The 15752-nt window shown below is 60.7% G+C and carries 13 protein-coding genes; all 13 read left to right on the forward strand.

The genetic code is table 11. The features are described from left to right. The first annotated feature begins 70 nt into the window (after nucleotides 1–70). Nucleotides 71–856, forward strand: coding sequence for a 5'/3'-nucleotidase SurE (gene surE / locus QYQ99_RS20970; protein ID WP_302089859.1), 786 nt, complete (start codon nucleotides 71–73; stop codon nucleotides 854–856). After that, the gene (locus QYQ99_RS20975; protein ID WP_302089860.1) at nucleotides 853–1638 is read left to right on the forward strand and encodes a protein-L-isoaspartate(D-aspartate) O-methyltransferase; all 786 of its coding nucleotides are present in this window, start codon (nucleotides 853–855) and stop codon (nucleotides 1636–1638) included. Before surE ends, QYQ99_RS20975 begins: the two co-directional genes overlap by 4 nt. Nucleotides 1639–1651: 13 nt before the next feature. After that, complete coding sequence (locus QYQ99_RS20980; protein WP_302089861.1) at nucleotides 1652–2512, forward strand: peptidoglycan DD-metalloendopeptidase family protein; 861 nt, start codon at nucleotides 1652–1654, stop codon at nucleotides 2510–2512. A 2-nt stretch (nucleotides 2513–2514) separates the two neighbouring features. Beyond that, nucleotides 2515–3591, forward strand: coding sequence for an RluA family pseudouridine synthase (locus QYQ99_RS20985; protein WP_302089862.1), 1077 nt, complete (start codon nucleotides 2515–2517; stop codon nucleotides 3589–3591). 994 nt (nucleotides 3592–4585) lie between these two features. Continuing rightward, the gene (gene ltrA, locus QYQ99_RS20990; protein ID WP_003053311.1) at nucleotides 4586–6289 is read left to right on the forward strand and encodes a group II intron reverse transcriptase/maturase; all 1704 of its coding nucleotides are present in this window, start codon (nucleotides 4586–4588) and stop codon (nucleotides 6287–6289) included. A gap of 244 nt (nucleotides 6290–6533) precedes the next feature. After that, on the forward strand, nucleotides 6534–7688 hold the full coding sequence (scpB, locus tag QYQ99_RS20995; RefSeq protein WP_302089863.1) for an SMC-Scp complex subunit ScpB: 1155 nt from the start codon (nucleotides 6534–6536) through the stop codon (nucleotides 7686–7688). Further along, nucleotides 7685–9274: a pseudouridine synthase gene (locus QYQ99_RS21000; protein ID WP_302089864.1), complete on the forward strand. Its 1590-nt coding sequence runs from the start codon at nucleotides 7685–7687 to the stop codon at nucleotides 9272–9274. The genes scpB and QYQ99_RS21000 overlap by 4 nt, the downstream gene beginning before the upstream one ends. 122 nt (nucleotides 9275–9396) lie before the next feature. Then, nucleotides 9397–9822, forward strand: coding sequence for a nucleoside-diphosphate kinase (gene ndk / locus QYQ99_RS21005; RefSeq protein WP_003053316.1), 426 nt, complete (start codon nucleotides 9397–9399; stop codon nucleotides 9820–9822). A gap of 132 nt (nucleotides 9823–9954) precedes the next feature. Continuing rightward, nucleotides 9955–11076 (forward strand): 23S rRNA (adenine(2503)-C(2))-methyltransferase RlmN, encoded by a 1122-nt coding sequence (gene rlmN / locus QYQ99_RS21010; RefSeq protein ID WP_302089865.1) that lies wholly within the window; start codon nucleotides 9955–9957, stop codon nucleotides 11074–11076. A 25-nt stretch (nucleotides 11077–11101) separates the two neighbouring features. Next, entirely contained in the window at nucleotides 11102–11953 is an 852-nt protein-coding gene (pilW, locus tag QYQ99_RS21015) for a type IV pilus biogenesis/stability protein PilW (protein WP_304349564.1), read from the forward strand. After that, nucleotides 11946–12932 (forward strand): helix-turn-helix domain-containing protein, encoded by a 987-nt coding sequence (locus tag QYQ99_RS21020; RefSeq protein ID WP_302089867.1) that lies wholly within the window; start codon nucleotides 11946–11948, stop codon nucleotides 12930–12932. Before pilW ends, QYQ99_RS21020 begins: the two co-directional genes overlap by 8 nt. Nucleotides 12933–12951: 19 nt before the next feature. Then, the gene (ispG, locus tag QYQ99_RS21025) at nucleotides 12952–14232 is read left to right on the forward strand and encodes a flavodoxin-dependent (E)-4-hydroxy-3-methylbut-2-enyl-diphosphate synthase (protein ID WP_302089868.1); all 1281 of its coding nucleotides are present in this window, start codon (nucleotides 12952–12954) and stop codon (nucleotides 14230–14232) included. Between the two features lie 235 nt (nucleotides 14233–14467). Further along, nucleotides 14468–15736 (forward strand): histidine--tRNA ligase, encoded by a 1269-nt coding sequence (gene hisS / locus QYQ99_RS21030; RefSeq protein WP_302093233.1) that lies wholly within the window; start codon nucleotides 14468–14470, stop codon nucleotides 15734–15736. Nucleotides 15737–15752: the final 16 nt, after the last annotated feature.

Below are 15752 nucleotides of genomic sequence, written 5' to 3' on the forward strand. Positions count from 1 at the left end.
GATAGAAGTGTGGTGCGAATGCCGCGTGTCTCTGTCGTGACCTTGGAGCCGCCTACAATCCGCCTCATCCATGAAGATTCTTATTTGCAATGACGACGGCTTCCAGGCCCCAGGCATCGTGGCTTTGCACGATGCGCTGCGCACCGTGGCAGACGTTGAAGTGGTGGCGCCCGAGCACAACAACAGCGCCAAGTCCAACGCGTTGACGCTGAACGCGCCGCTGTATGTGCATCAGGCCTACAACGGCTTTCGCTACGTGAACGGCACGCCCGCAGACTGCGTGCATATCGCGCTGACCGGCCTGCTTGGCTACCGGCCCGATCTGGTGGTCTCGGGCATCAACAACGGCGCCAATATGGGCGACGACACGATTTACTCGGGCACCGTGGGGGCGGCCATGGAAGGCTATCTGTTCGGTATTCCGTCGATTGCCTTCTCGCAGGTGGACAAAGGCTGGGCTGAGCTGGAGGCGGCAGCTGCCACCGCCCGTCAGATGGTTCAGCAGATGCAGGCCCAGCAACTGATCGGTACTGCTCCCTGGCTGCTGAACGTGAATATTCCCAATATGCCGCTGCATGCACTCAAAAGCGTCAAGCTGTGTCGCCTGGGGCGCCGCCATGCGGCCGAGCAGGCCATTCAGCAGCAAAGTCCACGTGGCGAGACCATGTACTGGATCGGCAGCGCCGGCGCTGCAAAGGACGACTCCGAAGGCACGGACTTCCATGCCACGGCCCATGGCCATGTCTCGATGACGCCGCTCAAGGTCGATCTGACCGATCATGAAAACCTGGGCTATTGGGCGCAGACGGCCAGCAAGCTTGCAGGTCCATCCACCACATCGGCGGCAGCATCGTGAGCGAGCGTCGTCCGCCTCAGGTCCCGGGCTGGATTGCACGCTCGGTTCAGACGGGCACCAGCGCGGCGCGGCCGCCCGTTGCTCCCAAGTCCATCAATCCGCTGCGTGTGGCCGCTTCACCTGTGGGGGTGGGGCTGGACTCATCCACGGTGCGTGCCCGCATGGCCCAGCGCATCGGTGCGGCCGGCGTCAGCAACCCTGCCGTGCTTCAGGCCATGGCCACTGTGGAGCGTCACCGCTTTGTCGACAGTGCTCTGGTCAACCAGGCCTATGAAGACACCAGTTTGCCTATCGGCCTGGGTCAGACCATCTCCAAGCCCAGCATCGTGGCCCGCATGATCGAGCTGCTGCTCGATTCGGATGCGGCACGGAACGGGCAAGGGCGCGTGCTGGAGATCGGCACGGGCTGCGGCTATCAGGCCGCCGTGCTGTCCATGCTCACCAAAGAGGTTTATTCGATAGAGCGGCTGCGCGGCCTGCATGAGAAAGCACGCAGCCATCTGCGCCCCATGCGCCTATCGAATGTGCATCTGATTCTTGGAGACGGCATGGTGGGTTTTGCCAGTGGCGCGCCCTATGCGGGCATCATCTCCGCTGCCGGAGGTGATGTGGTGCCGCAAGAGTGGTGTGATCAACTGGCGGTGGGCGGGCGTCTGGTGGCTCCGGTCGTGGTAGGTGCGGGTAAGCAGGCACTGCTGGTGATTGACAAGAGTTCACACGGTTTTACGCAGACAGTTTTGGAAGCAGTCAACTTTGTCCCTCTAAAATCGGGGATCGCCTAGAAGGGAATAGCTTATGTTGGTATCGCGAAGTCTTGGTGCATGGGGAACGGCCGTGCTGGCAGGTGTCATCCTGGCCGGTTGTGCTGCCCAGGCAAACAGGGCTCCTGTGGAGGATCGCGGACAGTCGGCCTCCTCGTCTTCAACTGTGGACGTCAAGTCGCTGCCCGGCGCTGAAAATGCCGGCAAGCCGGGTTACTACACCATCAAGCCTGGCGACACTCTGATCAGGATTGGTCTGGAGCACGGCCAGAGCTGGAAGGACATTGCTCGCTGGAGCAATCTGGACAATCCCAATGTGATTGAAGTCGGTCAGGTGGTGCGTGTGGTGCCGCCCGGACGCGAGGCGCCTGTCGCATCGTCCGGCTCGGGTCGCGGTGTTGCGCCCGTGGTCGTGGGCGGTGGCAGCACTGCAGCCACGACGAACTCCGTGACGCCCCCGGCTGCAACCGCAACGGCAGTGCCATCCACGCCTGCAACAAGCCCTGCGCCTGCTGCCAAGGGAGCCGATGATGTGAACTTCATCTGGCCTGCCAGCGGCTCGCTGATTGCCGGCTTCGACGAGCAGCGCAACAAGGGCTACGACATCAGCGGCAAGGCCGGTGATCCCGTGGTGGCTGCGGCCGATGGTCGTGTGGTGTATGCCGGTGCCGGCCTGCGTGGCTATGGCAACCTCATCATCCTCAAGCACAACAACACCTATCTGACTGCCTACGCCCACAACCAGTCTCTGCTGGTCAAGGAAGATCAGGCCGTGAAGAAGGGGCAGAAGATTGCAGAGATGGGCAGCACCGATGCCGATCGCGTCAAGCTGCACTTCGAGGTGCGTCGCCAGGGTAAGCCTGTCGATCCTTCGCGCTATCTGCCCTCGCGTTGAGCATGGCCTCGCAACGCAAGCAAGCCGCACAAGCCCCTGCCCAGCAGGGGCTTGTGCCTTCTGACGCGGTCGAGCAGAGCTGGGACGAAGCAGCCGAAGACGGCATTGCCTCGGCCGAGGTCGAGAGTCGCGAACTCACGGTCGCCACCGAGCATCATGGTCAGCGTGTGGACAAGGTGCTGGCGCTGGGGGTGTCCGAGTTCTCGCGCAGCTATCTGCAGCAGTTGCTGGCCGACGGTGCGGTCACGCTCAACGGCAAGGTCTTGATCAAGCCCTCGGTCAAAGTGGCCGTGGGCGACCGCCTGCGTGTGGAGATGCGGCCCACCCAGCAAAGCATGGCCTTCAAGCCCGAGGCTATGGATCTGCAGGTGGTCTATGAGGATGAGGATCTGCTGGTCATCAACAAGCCTGCGGGTCTGGTGGTGCATCCGGCGCCCGGCAACTGGACGGGCACATTGCTCAACGGCCTGCTGGCGCGTGATGAAAAAGCGCGCCAGGTGCCGCGTGCCGGCATTGTTCACCGGCTGGACAAGGACACCAGCGGTTTGATGGTGGTGGCACGCAATCGCAGCACCATGGATGCGCTCATCAAGATGATTGCCGCGCGCGATGTGAGCCGTCAGTATCTGGCGCTTGCCCACAAGCAATGGGGCAGCCGCAAGCGCCGCGAGGTCGATGCGCCGATCGGTCGCGATCCGCGCAACCGCCTGCGCATGGCGGTGGTGGATCTGAATCTGCACCCTGGCAAGCAGGCGCGTACCGATTTCGATCTGCTCGATGGCGATGCAGCGCACAGCCTGGTGCGCTGCACGCTGCACACCGGCCGCACGCACCAGATCCGGGTGCACATGGCTTCGCTCGGCCATCCGCTGGTTGCCGACACGCTTTATGGTGGTCAGCCCGAGGGCGGACTGGAGCGCCAGGCACTGCATGCCTTCAGGCTGGCCTTTGAGCACCCTGTGACGAAAAAGCCGCTGGTCCACTATGCGCCGTTGCCACAAGACATGGCCGGTGCACTGGATTTATGGGGTCTGCGTTACAATCTACCGGAAAGGTGCGACACGTTTGTCGCTCTGTAGTCGGTTGAGCCTCTGAAAACCGTACAACCAGACCTCCCAAGGGTCCGGTGCGAGGCACATTCTTCCCATCAGGCTGTACCCCACTGGGGTCAGTCCAGTCTCTGGCTCCGAGCTTCGGCAGCCTCATCAGCTTGACTATTCCTGCAATAGTCCGGCTCAGCTGTGGTCGCGTGCAATGCACGTCCCGGCCGTATCACACTGACCGCCACAAGCGGACATTTCTAAGAAACAGAAATCCTTCATTGGAGGACTTCTTACGTGCATACGTTTTTGACTGATGGAAGAAGCACAGAGTGCAACTCTGACCTGCCTTGTCATGCTCCCCAGCGATGGAGTGTCATGACCTTGTGTGCAACCACAAGTAGCCTACGGTGACGTGCAAGACCAGTAATGGGTTTGTGCGAAGCTCACCTGACAAAGTACCCCCGCGCAAGCGGTACATCCGACCTGCGAGGGCGGATGTAGACACTGCCAGCAGAAGGGCGGTAGAGGGGCCAGGCTAGTTCCGCATGGGCAACGTAAAGTGAATCATCGTTTGAACCTAGATGAAGATTGAATGGCCAAATCTGCTGATAGGCCATAACCAAAAGGTGTGCTGCCAGGACTAACCGTCTTTCCGGGGTAGTCGTTGTCATAAGTGCAGTTCTAGGAGAGATGAGTCCTAACCGGATAGACATGCAGCGATGCGAATCGCCCGTGTCGGCAAGTCAGGGAACGTGGTAAGCCCCACTATCCGCCAGCATGCGTAAGCGTGTCGGCAGGGAAGCCGTAAGGCAACCTGTTGGATGAGGGGGTATGGGATGGTGGAAAAAGCGAATGGCTGCCTGTAATGGGTGGCATAGGGGTTCATACCCTGACGCGAAAGCGTGCCCACTTCCACTTGGTGCAACCGTCGCTCGCGACTGCATTTGTTTAAACCTAGCCCGAAGGGATTGTGCGTATCCCTTCGGGGAGACGTGCGTCCTCTGAGGGTTCAACTCGGTAGGAGGAAAGCATGAGAAAACTCACCGGCGACGGCGAATCTGCGTCCTCACGCGAACCGCAAGACTGGCATGCCATCGATTGGCATCGTGTCGAGCAGTTTGTGAGAACGACGCAGCAACGCATAGCGAAGGCAACGCTGGACAAGGACTGGCGCAGGGTGAAAGCTCTGCAACGGTCTTTATTCCACTCGTTTTCCGCCAGGGCTTTGGCGGTAAGACGTGTAACTGAAAACCAAGGCAAACGAACGGCGGGAGTCGATCGTCAGCTTTGGGATTCTCCTGCCTTGAAACGGGCGGCGATTGGAAGGTTGAAACAGCAGAGGGGATACAGACCCAAGCCATTGCGGCGGGTCTACATCCCCAAAGCCAACGGGAAGGAGCGTCCTCTGGGCATTCCAACCATGTTGGATCGGGCCATGCAGGCGCTACACCTGCTTGGACTGGAACCGGTGGCGGAAACCACGAGCGATCCGAATAGCTACGGCTTCAGGAGGAATCGTTCAACGGCAGACGCTATGGGTCAGATATTCGTTTGTACATCCAAAAAGGCTTCGGCTCAATGGGTGCTGGAGGCGGATATTCGAGGCTGTTTCGACCATATCAACCACGAGTGGCTGGCGCGTCATGTTCCCATGAACAAGGCAATCCTGCGCAAATGGTTGAAAGCCGGGGTGGTCCACCAGGGACGCCTCTCGCCGACTGAGGAAGGGACGCCGCAAGGCGGCATCATCTCGCCAACTTTGGCGAACATGTGTTTGAACGGGCTGGAAACAGGTCTGATCGCGCACCTTCGGGGGCATGTCGGAGCTAGGAAAGCTCAGAAGCTGAAAGTGAATGTGATCCGGTACGCCGACGATTTCGTAATCACTGGCAACTCGCGAGAGTTGTTGGAAACCGAAATCAGGCCGTGGATAGAGGCATTTCTCGCACAACGAGGTCTGCAACTGTCGCCGGAAAAGACCAAGGTCGTTCACATAGACGAGGGTTTCGATTTTCTGGGGTGGAACTTCCGCAAGTACAAAGGGAAGTTGCTCATCAAGCCGAGCAAGAAGAACGTGCAAGCGTTCTATCGCAAGGTCAGTGAAACCGTGAAAACACACCTGTCGATGAAGCAGGAGGATCTCATTGCCAAACTAAACCCAATCCTTCGGGGTTGGGCAAGGTACCACCAGCCGGTGGTGGCGAAAGAAACCTTCAGTCGGATGGACAACCTGATCTACTGGCGCATAGTGCGCTGGACGAGAAGGCGACATCCGAATAAATCCCGACCCTGGTGCAAAAGCCGTTACTGGCAGCGCATCAAGGATAGGGAGGAATTTGCTGCAACCGTGAAAACGGCAGATGGTCCGCTTACGACCAGACTGTTGAAGCTTGCGGATACAGAGATCGTGAGGCACGAAAAGATCAAGGGGGACTACAACCCCTTTGACCCGGCCTGGGAAGTGTATGGCGAGACATTGCGAACGAAACGCATGTTGAAAAACATGGCGTACCAGTACGAAACGTCGATGCTTTACATCAATCAGAATGGGCGTTGCGCTCTTTGCGCAGAACCATTGGAAGAGGGCGAGCGCTGGCACGACCACCACATTGTTCACAAGGTGGCGGGCGGGTCGGACAAGCTCTCCAATCGGGTGCTATTGCATCCGGTCTGTCATAGACGACTGCACGCTCTTGGTTTGCAGGTAGCGAAACCGGCCTCTCAAAGGCTTTGAGTTCAGTTCAAAAGGTTTTCCGTCTTAAAATGGAAACCTAGCGAAACTGAACGTGTTGTGCTTGAGCCGGATGCGGTGAAAGTCGCAAGTCCGGTTCTTAGGGGGGGATGGTTCAGCAATGAACTGTTCCTACCCTACCCTCTGACCATCACTCGCATGGCATCTTTGGGGCGCTTCCCTCTCTTCTTAGAATCAGGCGTCCCACCGTAGTCGGTGCGACGGCCGCTCCCGAAACGCTGCGCCCATGAATACGGTAGATGCCAAGCGGGTTCTTGAAACAGCATTGATTTGTGCCCCGCAGCCTGTAACGCTGCGGGAATTGCGCTCACTTTTTGATGATGTGCTGGGCTCGGACACGGTTAAGGATTTGCTGCTGGATCTGCAAAAGGACTGGGCCCTCAAGGGCGTGGAACTGGTTCAGGTGGCTTCTGGCTGGCGTTTTCAGAGCCGGCCAGAGATGCGGGTCTATCTGGACAAGCTTCACCCCGAGAAGCCGCCCAAGTACACGCGGGCTACGCTTGAGACGCTGGCCATCATTGCCTACCGTCAGCCGGTCACGCGCGGTGATATTGAGGACATTCGCGGTGTGACCGTGAACAGCCTGATCATCAAGCAGTTGGAAGACCGAGGCTGGATCGAGGTCATCGGCCATCGTGAAACCGTGGGTCGGCCCGCGCTGTTTGCCACCACGCGCCAGTTTCTCGATGATCTGGGTCTGCAGTCGCTGGATCAGCTGCCCATGCTGGAGGAAACCCAGGCCCAGCAAAGTCTGTTCAAGGCGCTGGATGGAGAGGAGGGCGAGCAGGCCGGTGCGGAGGATGCCCTGCCTCTGGAGGGGGTGGAAGCCGCAGAGCCGGCCGACGTCGTAGCGAATACGGATGTCGCTGCTGAGTCCGATGCGGCTGAGAGTGAAGTCCTGGGTGCCTCGAATGAGGAAGATGGCGCCGAGGAGCAGTCTGCTCTAGGTGCTGATCAAGTGGCGGAAGGGCAGGCGGTGATTCAGGCGGAGCTTCAGCCTGAGTCCGATGTGCCGGAGCTGGAGTCATATTCAGTTCAGGCGCAGGCTGATATTGCGCAAGCTGCTACGGAAACAATAGAGACCGCGCTGGCTGACTCGGAGCCTGGGCCTGCTATGGAGCTGCCGTCTGTGAGCAAGCCCAAAGCGGCCAGGCCCGCCAGGACTGCCAAGGCGGCAGAGTCGCAGCCCAAGCCGGCGGCCAAGAAAGCAGGCCGTACCGAGTGGGTGGGACTGAAGGCGTTTCTCGAGGATGACTACGGCAGCGACGACGAGGCCGAGGACGCAAAGACGAAGGCGCGGGCCGACGATGCCGTCGAGTCGGCAGAACAACGAATTGTGGAGGATGACGATGGCGTCGTCCCCGAAGGAAAACTGGAATGAACAACGAGACATCGAACCCGATGCCCGAGTCTGCAGCCGCTTCGCCCGAAGCCGAGCCGGTCAAGAAGACTCGCAAGCCCCGCGCAGCCAAGGCCGATGGTGCCAAGGATACTGTCGAGGCCAAGAAGCCTGCCGCACCGCGCAAGCGTGCCGGCGTCAAAAAGGACGCTGCTGCCGAGGCCAAGCCTGCGCGCAAGCGCGTGACCAAGCCCCGGGCCGAAGAACCCGTGGCCGTCGAGGAGCCGGTTCAGCCCGTGGCCGAGCAGGATGTGGAGGTGCAGTCCCAGGGCAATGACCATGACGCAGCAGATGCCGTCGTCGCGGAGGTGGCCGCGGGAAGCGTTGCCGCTCCTCATGGGCACAAGGGACGCAAGGGGCAGAACATCGACTTTGCCGATGTGATCTCGGGCGACTTCGATGACGACGAAGAGAACGGCAGCGCCATGCCTGCCAAGCGCGTGCTTGCACCCCAGCTCGATTCTCCCAAGCTGCACAAGGTGCTGGCCCAGGCCGGCATGGGTTCGCGCCTGGAGATGGAGCAACTGATCCTGGAAGGGCGCATCTCGGTCAACAACGAGCCTGCCCACGTCGGTCAGCGCATTCAGTTCGGCGATATCGTCAAGGTCAACGGCCAGCCCATTCGCTTTCGTATCGACCCGCCGCCCGCACGCGTGATTGCCTATCACAAGCCCGTGGGCGAAGTGGTGACGCATGACGATCCGCAAAACCGCCCTACGGTGTTCCGCAAGCTGCCCAAGCTGCAGCATGGCAAGTGGCAGTCGGTGGGTCGTCTGGACCTGAATACCGAAGGTCTGCTGCTGTTCACCAGCTCGGGCGAGCTGGCGAACTCGCTGATGCACCCCCGCTTCGGGCTGGAGCGTGAATACGCGGCCCGTGTGCTGGGCGCGCTGAGCAAGGAAGAAAAGCAGCGTCTGCTGGACGGCGTGCAGCTCGAAGACGGCGAAGCCAGCTTTGGTGCCGTGGAAGATGGCGGCGGCGAAGGTGCCAACTGCTGGTATCGCGTGACCATCTCCGAAGGTCGCAACCGCGAAGTGCGTCGCATGTTCGAGGCTGTGGGTCATGCCGTCAGCCGTCTGATCCGCATTCGCTACGGTGCCATGATGCTGCCGCGCGGTCTCAAGCGCGGCGCCTGGGTGGAGCTCGATCAGGCCGATATCCAGGCGCTGATGTCGGCAGCCGGCGTCAAGGAGCGTGCTCCTGTCGAGCGCAACAACGCTGGCGCCCGTGGTGCCAACAACCGTGGCGGCCGCAACAGTCGCAGCGGTGGTCGCGGCAATGGCATGAATGCCGATCGCGCACCTCAGGGTCGCCGTGAAGGCGGTGGTCAGCGCCGTGGCGAGTGGGACGGCAATCGTCCGGCACCTAGCGGCATGCTGGGCGACAGCCCGCGCAACAAGTCCGGTGGCCGCTCCGGTGGCTCGGGTCGCTCGCAAGGGGATAGTCAGCCCGACCCCATGCGCACTTCGGTGGGCTATATCGGCAGCGACAGCCTGTCGCGTGCCCGCCAGAACGCCAAGCGTCGCCCTGCTGGCGGTGGCGGCGGTGGTCGTCGCGGCGGTCGCTAAAAAGTCGTCCGTAAGGATTTGAGTGCTGCCTGGACTTAAAGGTCTATGGCGGCACCGCTAAAATCAACTGTTTTGCTTTTTCGGCAAAAACCCATAGTAACCCTGATTAGGAAATAATCATCATGGCTATCGAACGTACCCTCTCCATCATCAAGCCCGACGCAGTTGCCAAGAACGTGATCGGCCAAATCTACGCCCGCTTCGAAGCTGCTGGCCTGAAGATCGTGGCTGCCAAGCTGGTGCACCTGTCGCGCGGCGAAGCCGAGCAGTTCTATGCTGTGCACGCCGCCCGTCCTTTCTTCAAGGATCTGGTTGACTTCATGGTCTCCGGCCCCGTGATGATTCAAGCTCTGGAAGGCGAGAACGCCATCCTGAAGAACCGTGAGCTGATGGGCGCTACCGATCCCAAGAAGGCAGAGAAGGGCACCATCCGCGCCGACTTCGCCGACAGCATCGACGCCAATGCCGTGCACGGCTCTGACGCTGCTGAAACTGCTGCTGTGGAAGTTGCCTTCTTCTTCCCCGGCATGAACGTGTACTCGCGTTAATCCACGCTAGCTTTACAGCATGCTCTTGCTGACGCCGGCGCTTTGCATTCGTGCAAAGCGGGTGTCAGCACTTGAAGATGCTGGCCACGGCGTGGCAAACACCGTTCGCAAGACGCCTCGCCACATGCCGATATGACTACTAATTTGCTTGATTTTGACCTCGAAGGACTGACCGCTTATTGCGAGCAGCTCGGGGAGAAGCGTTTCCGTGCGACGCAGCTGTTCCGCTGGATTCACCAGCGTGGTGCATCCGATTTCGACCAGATGACAGATCTGGCCAAGTCTTTGCGCGAAAAGCTCAAAAGCCGGGCCCACATTACCGCTTTGCCTGTGGTGACGGAGCATGTCTCTGCCGACGGCACCGTGAAGTGGCTGTTCGATGTGGGTGACGGCAATGCCGTTGAATCCGTTTTCATTCCTGAGGACGACCGTGGCACGCTGTGTGTATCGTCCCAGGCAGGTTGCGCCGTGGGCTGCCGCTTTTGCTCGACGGGGCATCAGGGCTTCAGCCGCAACCTCAATACCGGCGAAATCCTTGCTCAGCTCTGGTACGCCGAGCATTCGCTGCGCAAGCGCTTCGGTACCGAAGATCGCATCATCTCCAACGTGGTGATGATGGGCATGGGCGAGCCGCTGCAGAACTACAGTGCGCTGGTGCCAGCTCTCAAGGTGATGCTGGACGACCATGGCTATGGCCTGTCGCGTCGCCGCGTGACGGTGTCCACCTCGGGCGTGGTGCCCATGATGGACCGACTGTCGCAGGATTGCGCGGTGGCGCTTGCGGTGTCGCTGCACGCGCCCAATGATCCGTTGCGTGACAACCTGGTGCCGCTGAACAAGAAGTACCCGATTGCCGAGCTGCTGGATGCCTGCGAGCGCTATCTGGAGTTTGCGCCGCGTGACTTCATCACCTTTGAATATTGCATGCTCGACGGCGTTAACGATCAACCTGAGCATGCACGCCAGCTGATAGAGTTGGTGCGCGCGCGCGGCGATGGCAAGAGCTGGTGCAAGTTCAATCTGATCCCGTTCAATCCCTTCCCCGCTTCGGGTTTGTTGCGCTCGCCTTCGGCTCGTGTGACCGAGTTCGCTACGTTGCTGAGCAATGCCGGCATCGTGACCACGGTGCGTAAGACCCGGGGTGACGATATCGATGCGGCCTGTGGTCAGCTCGCGGGCGATGTGAAGGACAGAACTCGCGCTGCCGAGCGTATGGCCAAGCAGCGAACTATCCCGCTCAAGCAGGTGTCTTGACGGAGTTTTGAATAAAGGACAGTCAATGAGGGCAGTGGTACAGCGACCGGTTTGGCAACATTGGGGCTTGTTGGCCCGGTGGGGGGTACCGGTTGCGGTCGCGGCACTTGTGGGTTGCACTTCGACAACGACCACTACCACTTCCTCTACGTCCGTGCCTCAGTCTTCCGTGGTTGGCACGGGCGGGACCCAGGTGGCCGATGCCAATCGCCGCGCACAGATTCGCCTGGAGCTGGCTGCCAATTACTTTCAGGCAGGGCGCCTGGACGTGGCCATGGATGAGGTGGGGCAGGCCTTGGCTGCCAAGCCCGATTACGCCGATGCATATGGTCTGCTGGGCCTGATCCTCATGCAGAACCAGGACTGGACGCAGGCCGAGGTCGCCATGCGCAAGGCCGTGGATCTCAATCCGCGTGACGGCAACCAGATTCACAACTACGGCTGGATGCAATGCCAGCAAAAGCATTTCGATGCGGCCCAGCAGTGGTTTGATAGAGCCTTGCAGGCCCCGGGCTACCGTGAGCAGCCCAGGACCCTGCTGGCCAAGGGCATGTGCTATCAGCAGGCGGGACAGTTGGAGCAGGCCTACCAGAACATGTTTCGCGCCTACGAGATGGATATGGGCAACTCCGCCGCAGGCTACAACCTGGCAAATGTGCTTTGGCTCAAAGGTGATCTGAAAAAGGCGCAGTTCTACATCCGGCGCTTGAATAACAATAGCAATCAGGCCAGTGCGGAAAGCCTCTGGCTTGGAATCAAAATAGACAGGGCACTGCACGACGACATTGGAGTGCGTCAACAGGCCGATCAGTTGCGTGAGCGTTTTCCTCAATCGCGTCAGTGGCTGGCCTATGAACGTGGAGCTTTCAATGAATGAGGCTGCGGTGGAAGAGGAAACTATGCAAAGCGAAGAGCAGGTGCCCACTCAGGGGCAGGCCACGGCCGGGGTCTTGTTGCGTCAGGCGCGGGAAGCAGCCAGGATGCAGTTGCCCGTGATGGCTGCGACATTGAAGGTGCCGCAGCACAAGCTGCAAGCGCTGGAGGCCGATGACTATGCGGCCTTTCCCGATCATGTGTTCATGCGTGCTCTGGCCATGGGAATGTGCCGGACCTTGCATATCGATGCCGAATCGGTGCTGGCCAAGCTGCCGCGCACCGAGATCAAAAGCCTTGCCAAAACAGGTCCTGGCATCAACGAGACCGTCAAGGTGCGCAGCAGCTTCAAGGTCACAGGGACATCGCTGGACTCTGGCAACAGCAGCTCTCGCAAGATTGCGGCAGGCGTTCTGATTCTGCTGGCAGCGGCCGCTGCCGTGTACTTTGTGCCATTCCAGCAGATGGTGGACGGCGCCGATGGGGCAGGCGCGCCAGCGCCGGCTCAGGCCCAGTCTGGCCAGACGGCAGCGGTGAGCGCTCCGGCTGCAGAACCGCTTGCCCAGGCTGAGGGGAGTGCACAGGGCAGCTCTGCCACACCCGCAGCGCCGGTGGCAGAGCCTGTGTCGGCAGCTGCTGCTGCCAGCATGCCTGGCGACAGCGCTGCAGCAAGCGCTCCCGCACCTGTGGCAGCGGCCCAAACCGCAGCCCCGGCAGCCGAGGCAGCCACGCCTGCGGCCGGCGCTGGCGGCCTGCTGGTGCTGAAGGTGAATACCGGCCAGTCCTGGGTCAAGGTCAGGGACGCAAGCGGCAAGGTGGTGCTGGAAAAGACCCTGTCCAAGGATGAATCTGCGACTGCCGAAGGCCAGTTGCCCCTGTCGGTGATTGTGGGCAATGCCAAGGGCACGCAGGTGACGGTACGTGGCGAACCCTTCGATATCTCGAGCACACGCGACAATGTGGCTCGCTTCGAGGTGAAGTAACCGTTCGAGGTAAACAAGAGTGCAAGATTCTCAAAGCTCGCAGCAGCTCAGCCAGGCGATAGCCATCGCCAGCCCGCTGCCGCGCAAATCGCGCCAGGCCCGGGTGGTGTGGCGCAACAACGTGGTCACCGTGGGGGGCGATGCGCCCGTGCGCGTGCAGTCCATGACCAATACCGACACCGTGGATGCGGTGGAGACTGCCATCCAGGTGCGTCAGCTGGCCCAGGCCGGCTCGGAGATGGTGCGCATCACGGTGAACACGCCCGAGGCGGCGGCGGCCGTGCCCTATATTCGCGAGCAGCTCGATCGCATGGGCGAGTATGTGCCGCTGGTGGGCGACTTCCACTACAACGGCCACCGTCTGCTGACCGACTACCCCGACTGCGCCCAGGCGCTGTCCAAGTACCGCATCAACCCCGGTAATGTGGGCAAGGGTGACAAAAAGGACAAGCAGTTCGGTCAGATGATCGAGATTGCGGCCAAATACGACAAGGCCGTGCGCATCGGCGTGAACTGGGGCTCGCTGGACCAGGAAATCATGGCCGATCTGATGGACCAGAACAGCCGTCGTGACAAGCCCTGGGAGACGCGCCAGGTCATGTACGAGGCGCTGATCACCTCGGCCATCAGCTCGGCCGAGCTGGCCAGGAATATTGGTCTGAACCCCGACAACATCATCCTGTCCTGCAAGGTCAGCGGTGTGCAGGATCTGATTGCGGTCTACCGCGAGCTGGCGCGCCGCTGCGACTATGCGCTGCACCTGGGCCTGACCGAGGCCGGCATGGGCACCAAGGGCACGGTGGCATCCACCGCAGCACTGTCGGTGCTGCTGCAAGAAGGCATCGGCGACACGATTCGCGTCTCGCTCACGCCCCAACCCGGTGAAGCTCGCACGCAGGAGGTCGTTGTAGCCTCCGAAATCCTGCAGGCCCTGGGGCTGCGCGTGTTCGTGCCCAGCGTCACCGCCTGCCCGGGCTGTGGCCGCACCACCAGCACCACGTTCCAGGAGCTGGCCAAGAAGATCGACGATTTCCTGCGTGGTGAAATGCCGGTCTGGCGCACCCAGTTCCCCGGCGTGGAAGCCATGAAGGTGGCGGTGATGGGTTGCATCGTCAATGGTCCCGGCGAGAGCAAGCATGCCGATATCGGCATCAGTCTGCCCGGCAATGGCGAGGCACCTGCGGCGCCAGTGTTCATCGACGGTGAGAAGGCCTTGACGCTGCGCGGCGAGCATATCGCCGAGGAGTTCCAGACCCTGGTGCTGGAATATGTGCAGCGCCGCTACGGCCAGAAGGCCTGAGCGACTCGAGCGCTTGCAGCGGCCCAGCATGCGGGTGGTGATTGCGCTTGCTGGCACAATGCCAGCGAGCCAAGACTTTGGAATTGATAGCTGCTTGCGCACTATCTGTATGGATTTGAATTAGGTTTCTAGTTGAAGTGCATGATTGCCGTGCGCAATATGCTCTTATTTTGCTAGTAACCCAAGTGTGAGACTTCACGTGGCCAAGAACGAAAAACTGACCGCCGTCAAAGGCATGAACGACATTCTCCCACCCGATTCGGCGCGTTGGGAGTGGTTTGAAGCCAAGGTGCGCGATCTGATGGGGCGCTTTGCCTATCGCAATATCCGCACTCCCATCGTCGAGCCCACGGCCCTGTTTGTGCGCGGCCTGGGCGAGGTGACCGATATCGTCGAAAAGGAGATGTACTCCTTCGAGGACAAGCTCAACGGCGAGCACCTGACCCTGCGCCCCGAAGGCACGGCCGGCGTGGTGCGTTCGGTGGTGGAAAACAATCTGCTCTACGAAGGCGGCAAGCGCCTGTTCTACATCGGCCAGATGTTTCGCCACGAGCGTCCCCAGCGCGGCCGCTATCGCCAGTTCCATCAGGTCGGTGTGGAAGCCATGGGCTTTGCTGGTCCCGAGCTGGATGCTGAAGTGATTTTGCTGGCCGCTCAACTTTGGAAAGAGCTGGGCATTGAAGGCGTGCGTCTGGAGCTCAACAGCCTGGGTCAGCCCGAGGAGCGCAAGGCGCATCGCGCGGCCCTGATCGCCTACTTCGAGCAGCACACCGAGGTGATGGACGAGGAGGCCAAGCGCCGCATGTACAGCAACCCGCTGCGCGTGCTGGATACCAAGAATCCGGCCATGCAGGACATGGTCAACGCAGCGCCCAAGCTGATGGACTACCTGGGTGATGCCTCCAAGGCGCATCTGAAGGCCGTGCAGGAGATTCTGGATGCCAACGATGTGGCCTGGAGCCTGAACCCGCGTCTGGTGCGCGGCATGGACTACTACAACCTCACGGTGTTCGAGTTCATTACCGACAAGCTGGGCTCGCAAGGCACGATCTGCGGCGGCGGTCGTTACGACTATCTGATCGAGGAAATCGGCGGCAAGCCCGCACCGGCCGTAGGCTGGGGCATGGGTGTGGAGCGCGTGCTCGAAGTGCTCAAGGAGGTGGGTGCCGAGATTCCCCAGCCCGCAGCCGATGTCTACGCCATCATTCCCGACGCCTCGGCGCTGCCCCAGGTCTTCAAGACTGTGCAGCAGCTGCGCGCCGCCGGTGTGGCGGTGCAGATGCATGCAGCGGCCGGCGGCTCTGCCGAAGGCATGGGCTCGATGAAATCCCAGTTCAAGAAGGCCGATGGCTCGGGTGCACGCTTTGCCCTGATCTTCGGCGCCGACGAGCTGGCCCAGGGCAAGGTGACTGTGAAGTCGCTGCGCGACGGCGAAGGCCAGCAGGTGCAGCAAGCTCTGGCGGATGTGGCCTTGTGGGCCGGCAGCCTAAAATCGGCGGTTTGATTTTCCGCTTCCCGTT

The organism is Comamonas testosteroni (assembly GCF_030505195.1).
In the GTDB taxonomy this organism is placed as follows: Bacteria; Pseudomonadota; Gammaproteobacteria; order Burkholderiales; family Burkholderiaceae_C; genus Comamonas; species Comamonas testosteroni_G.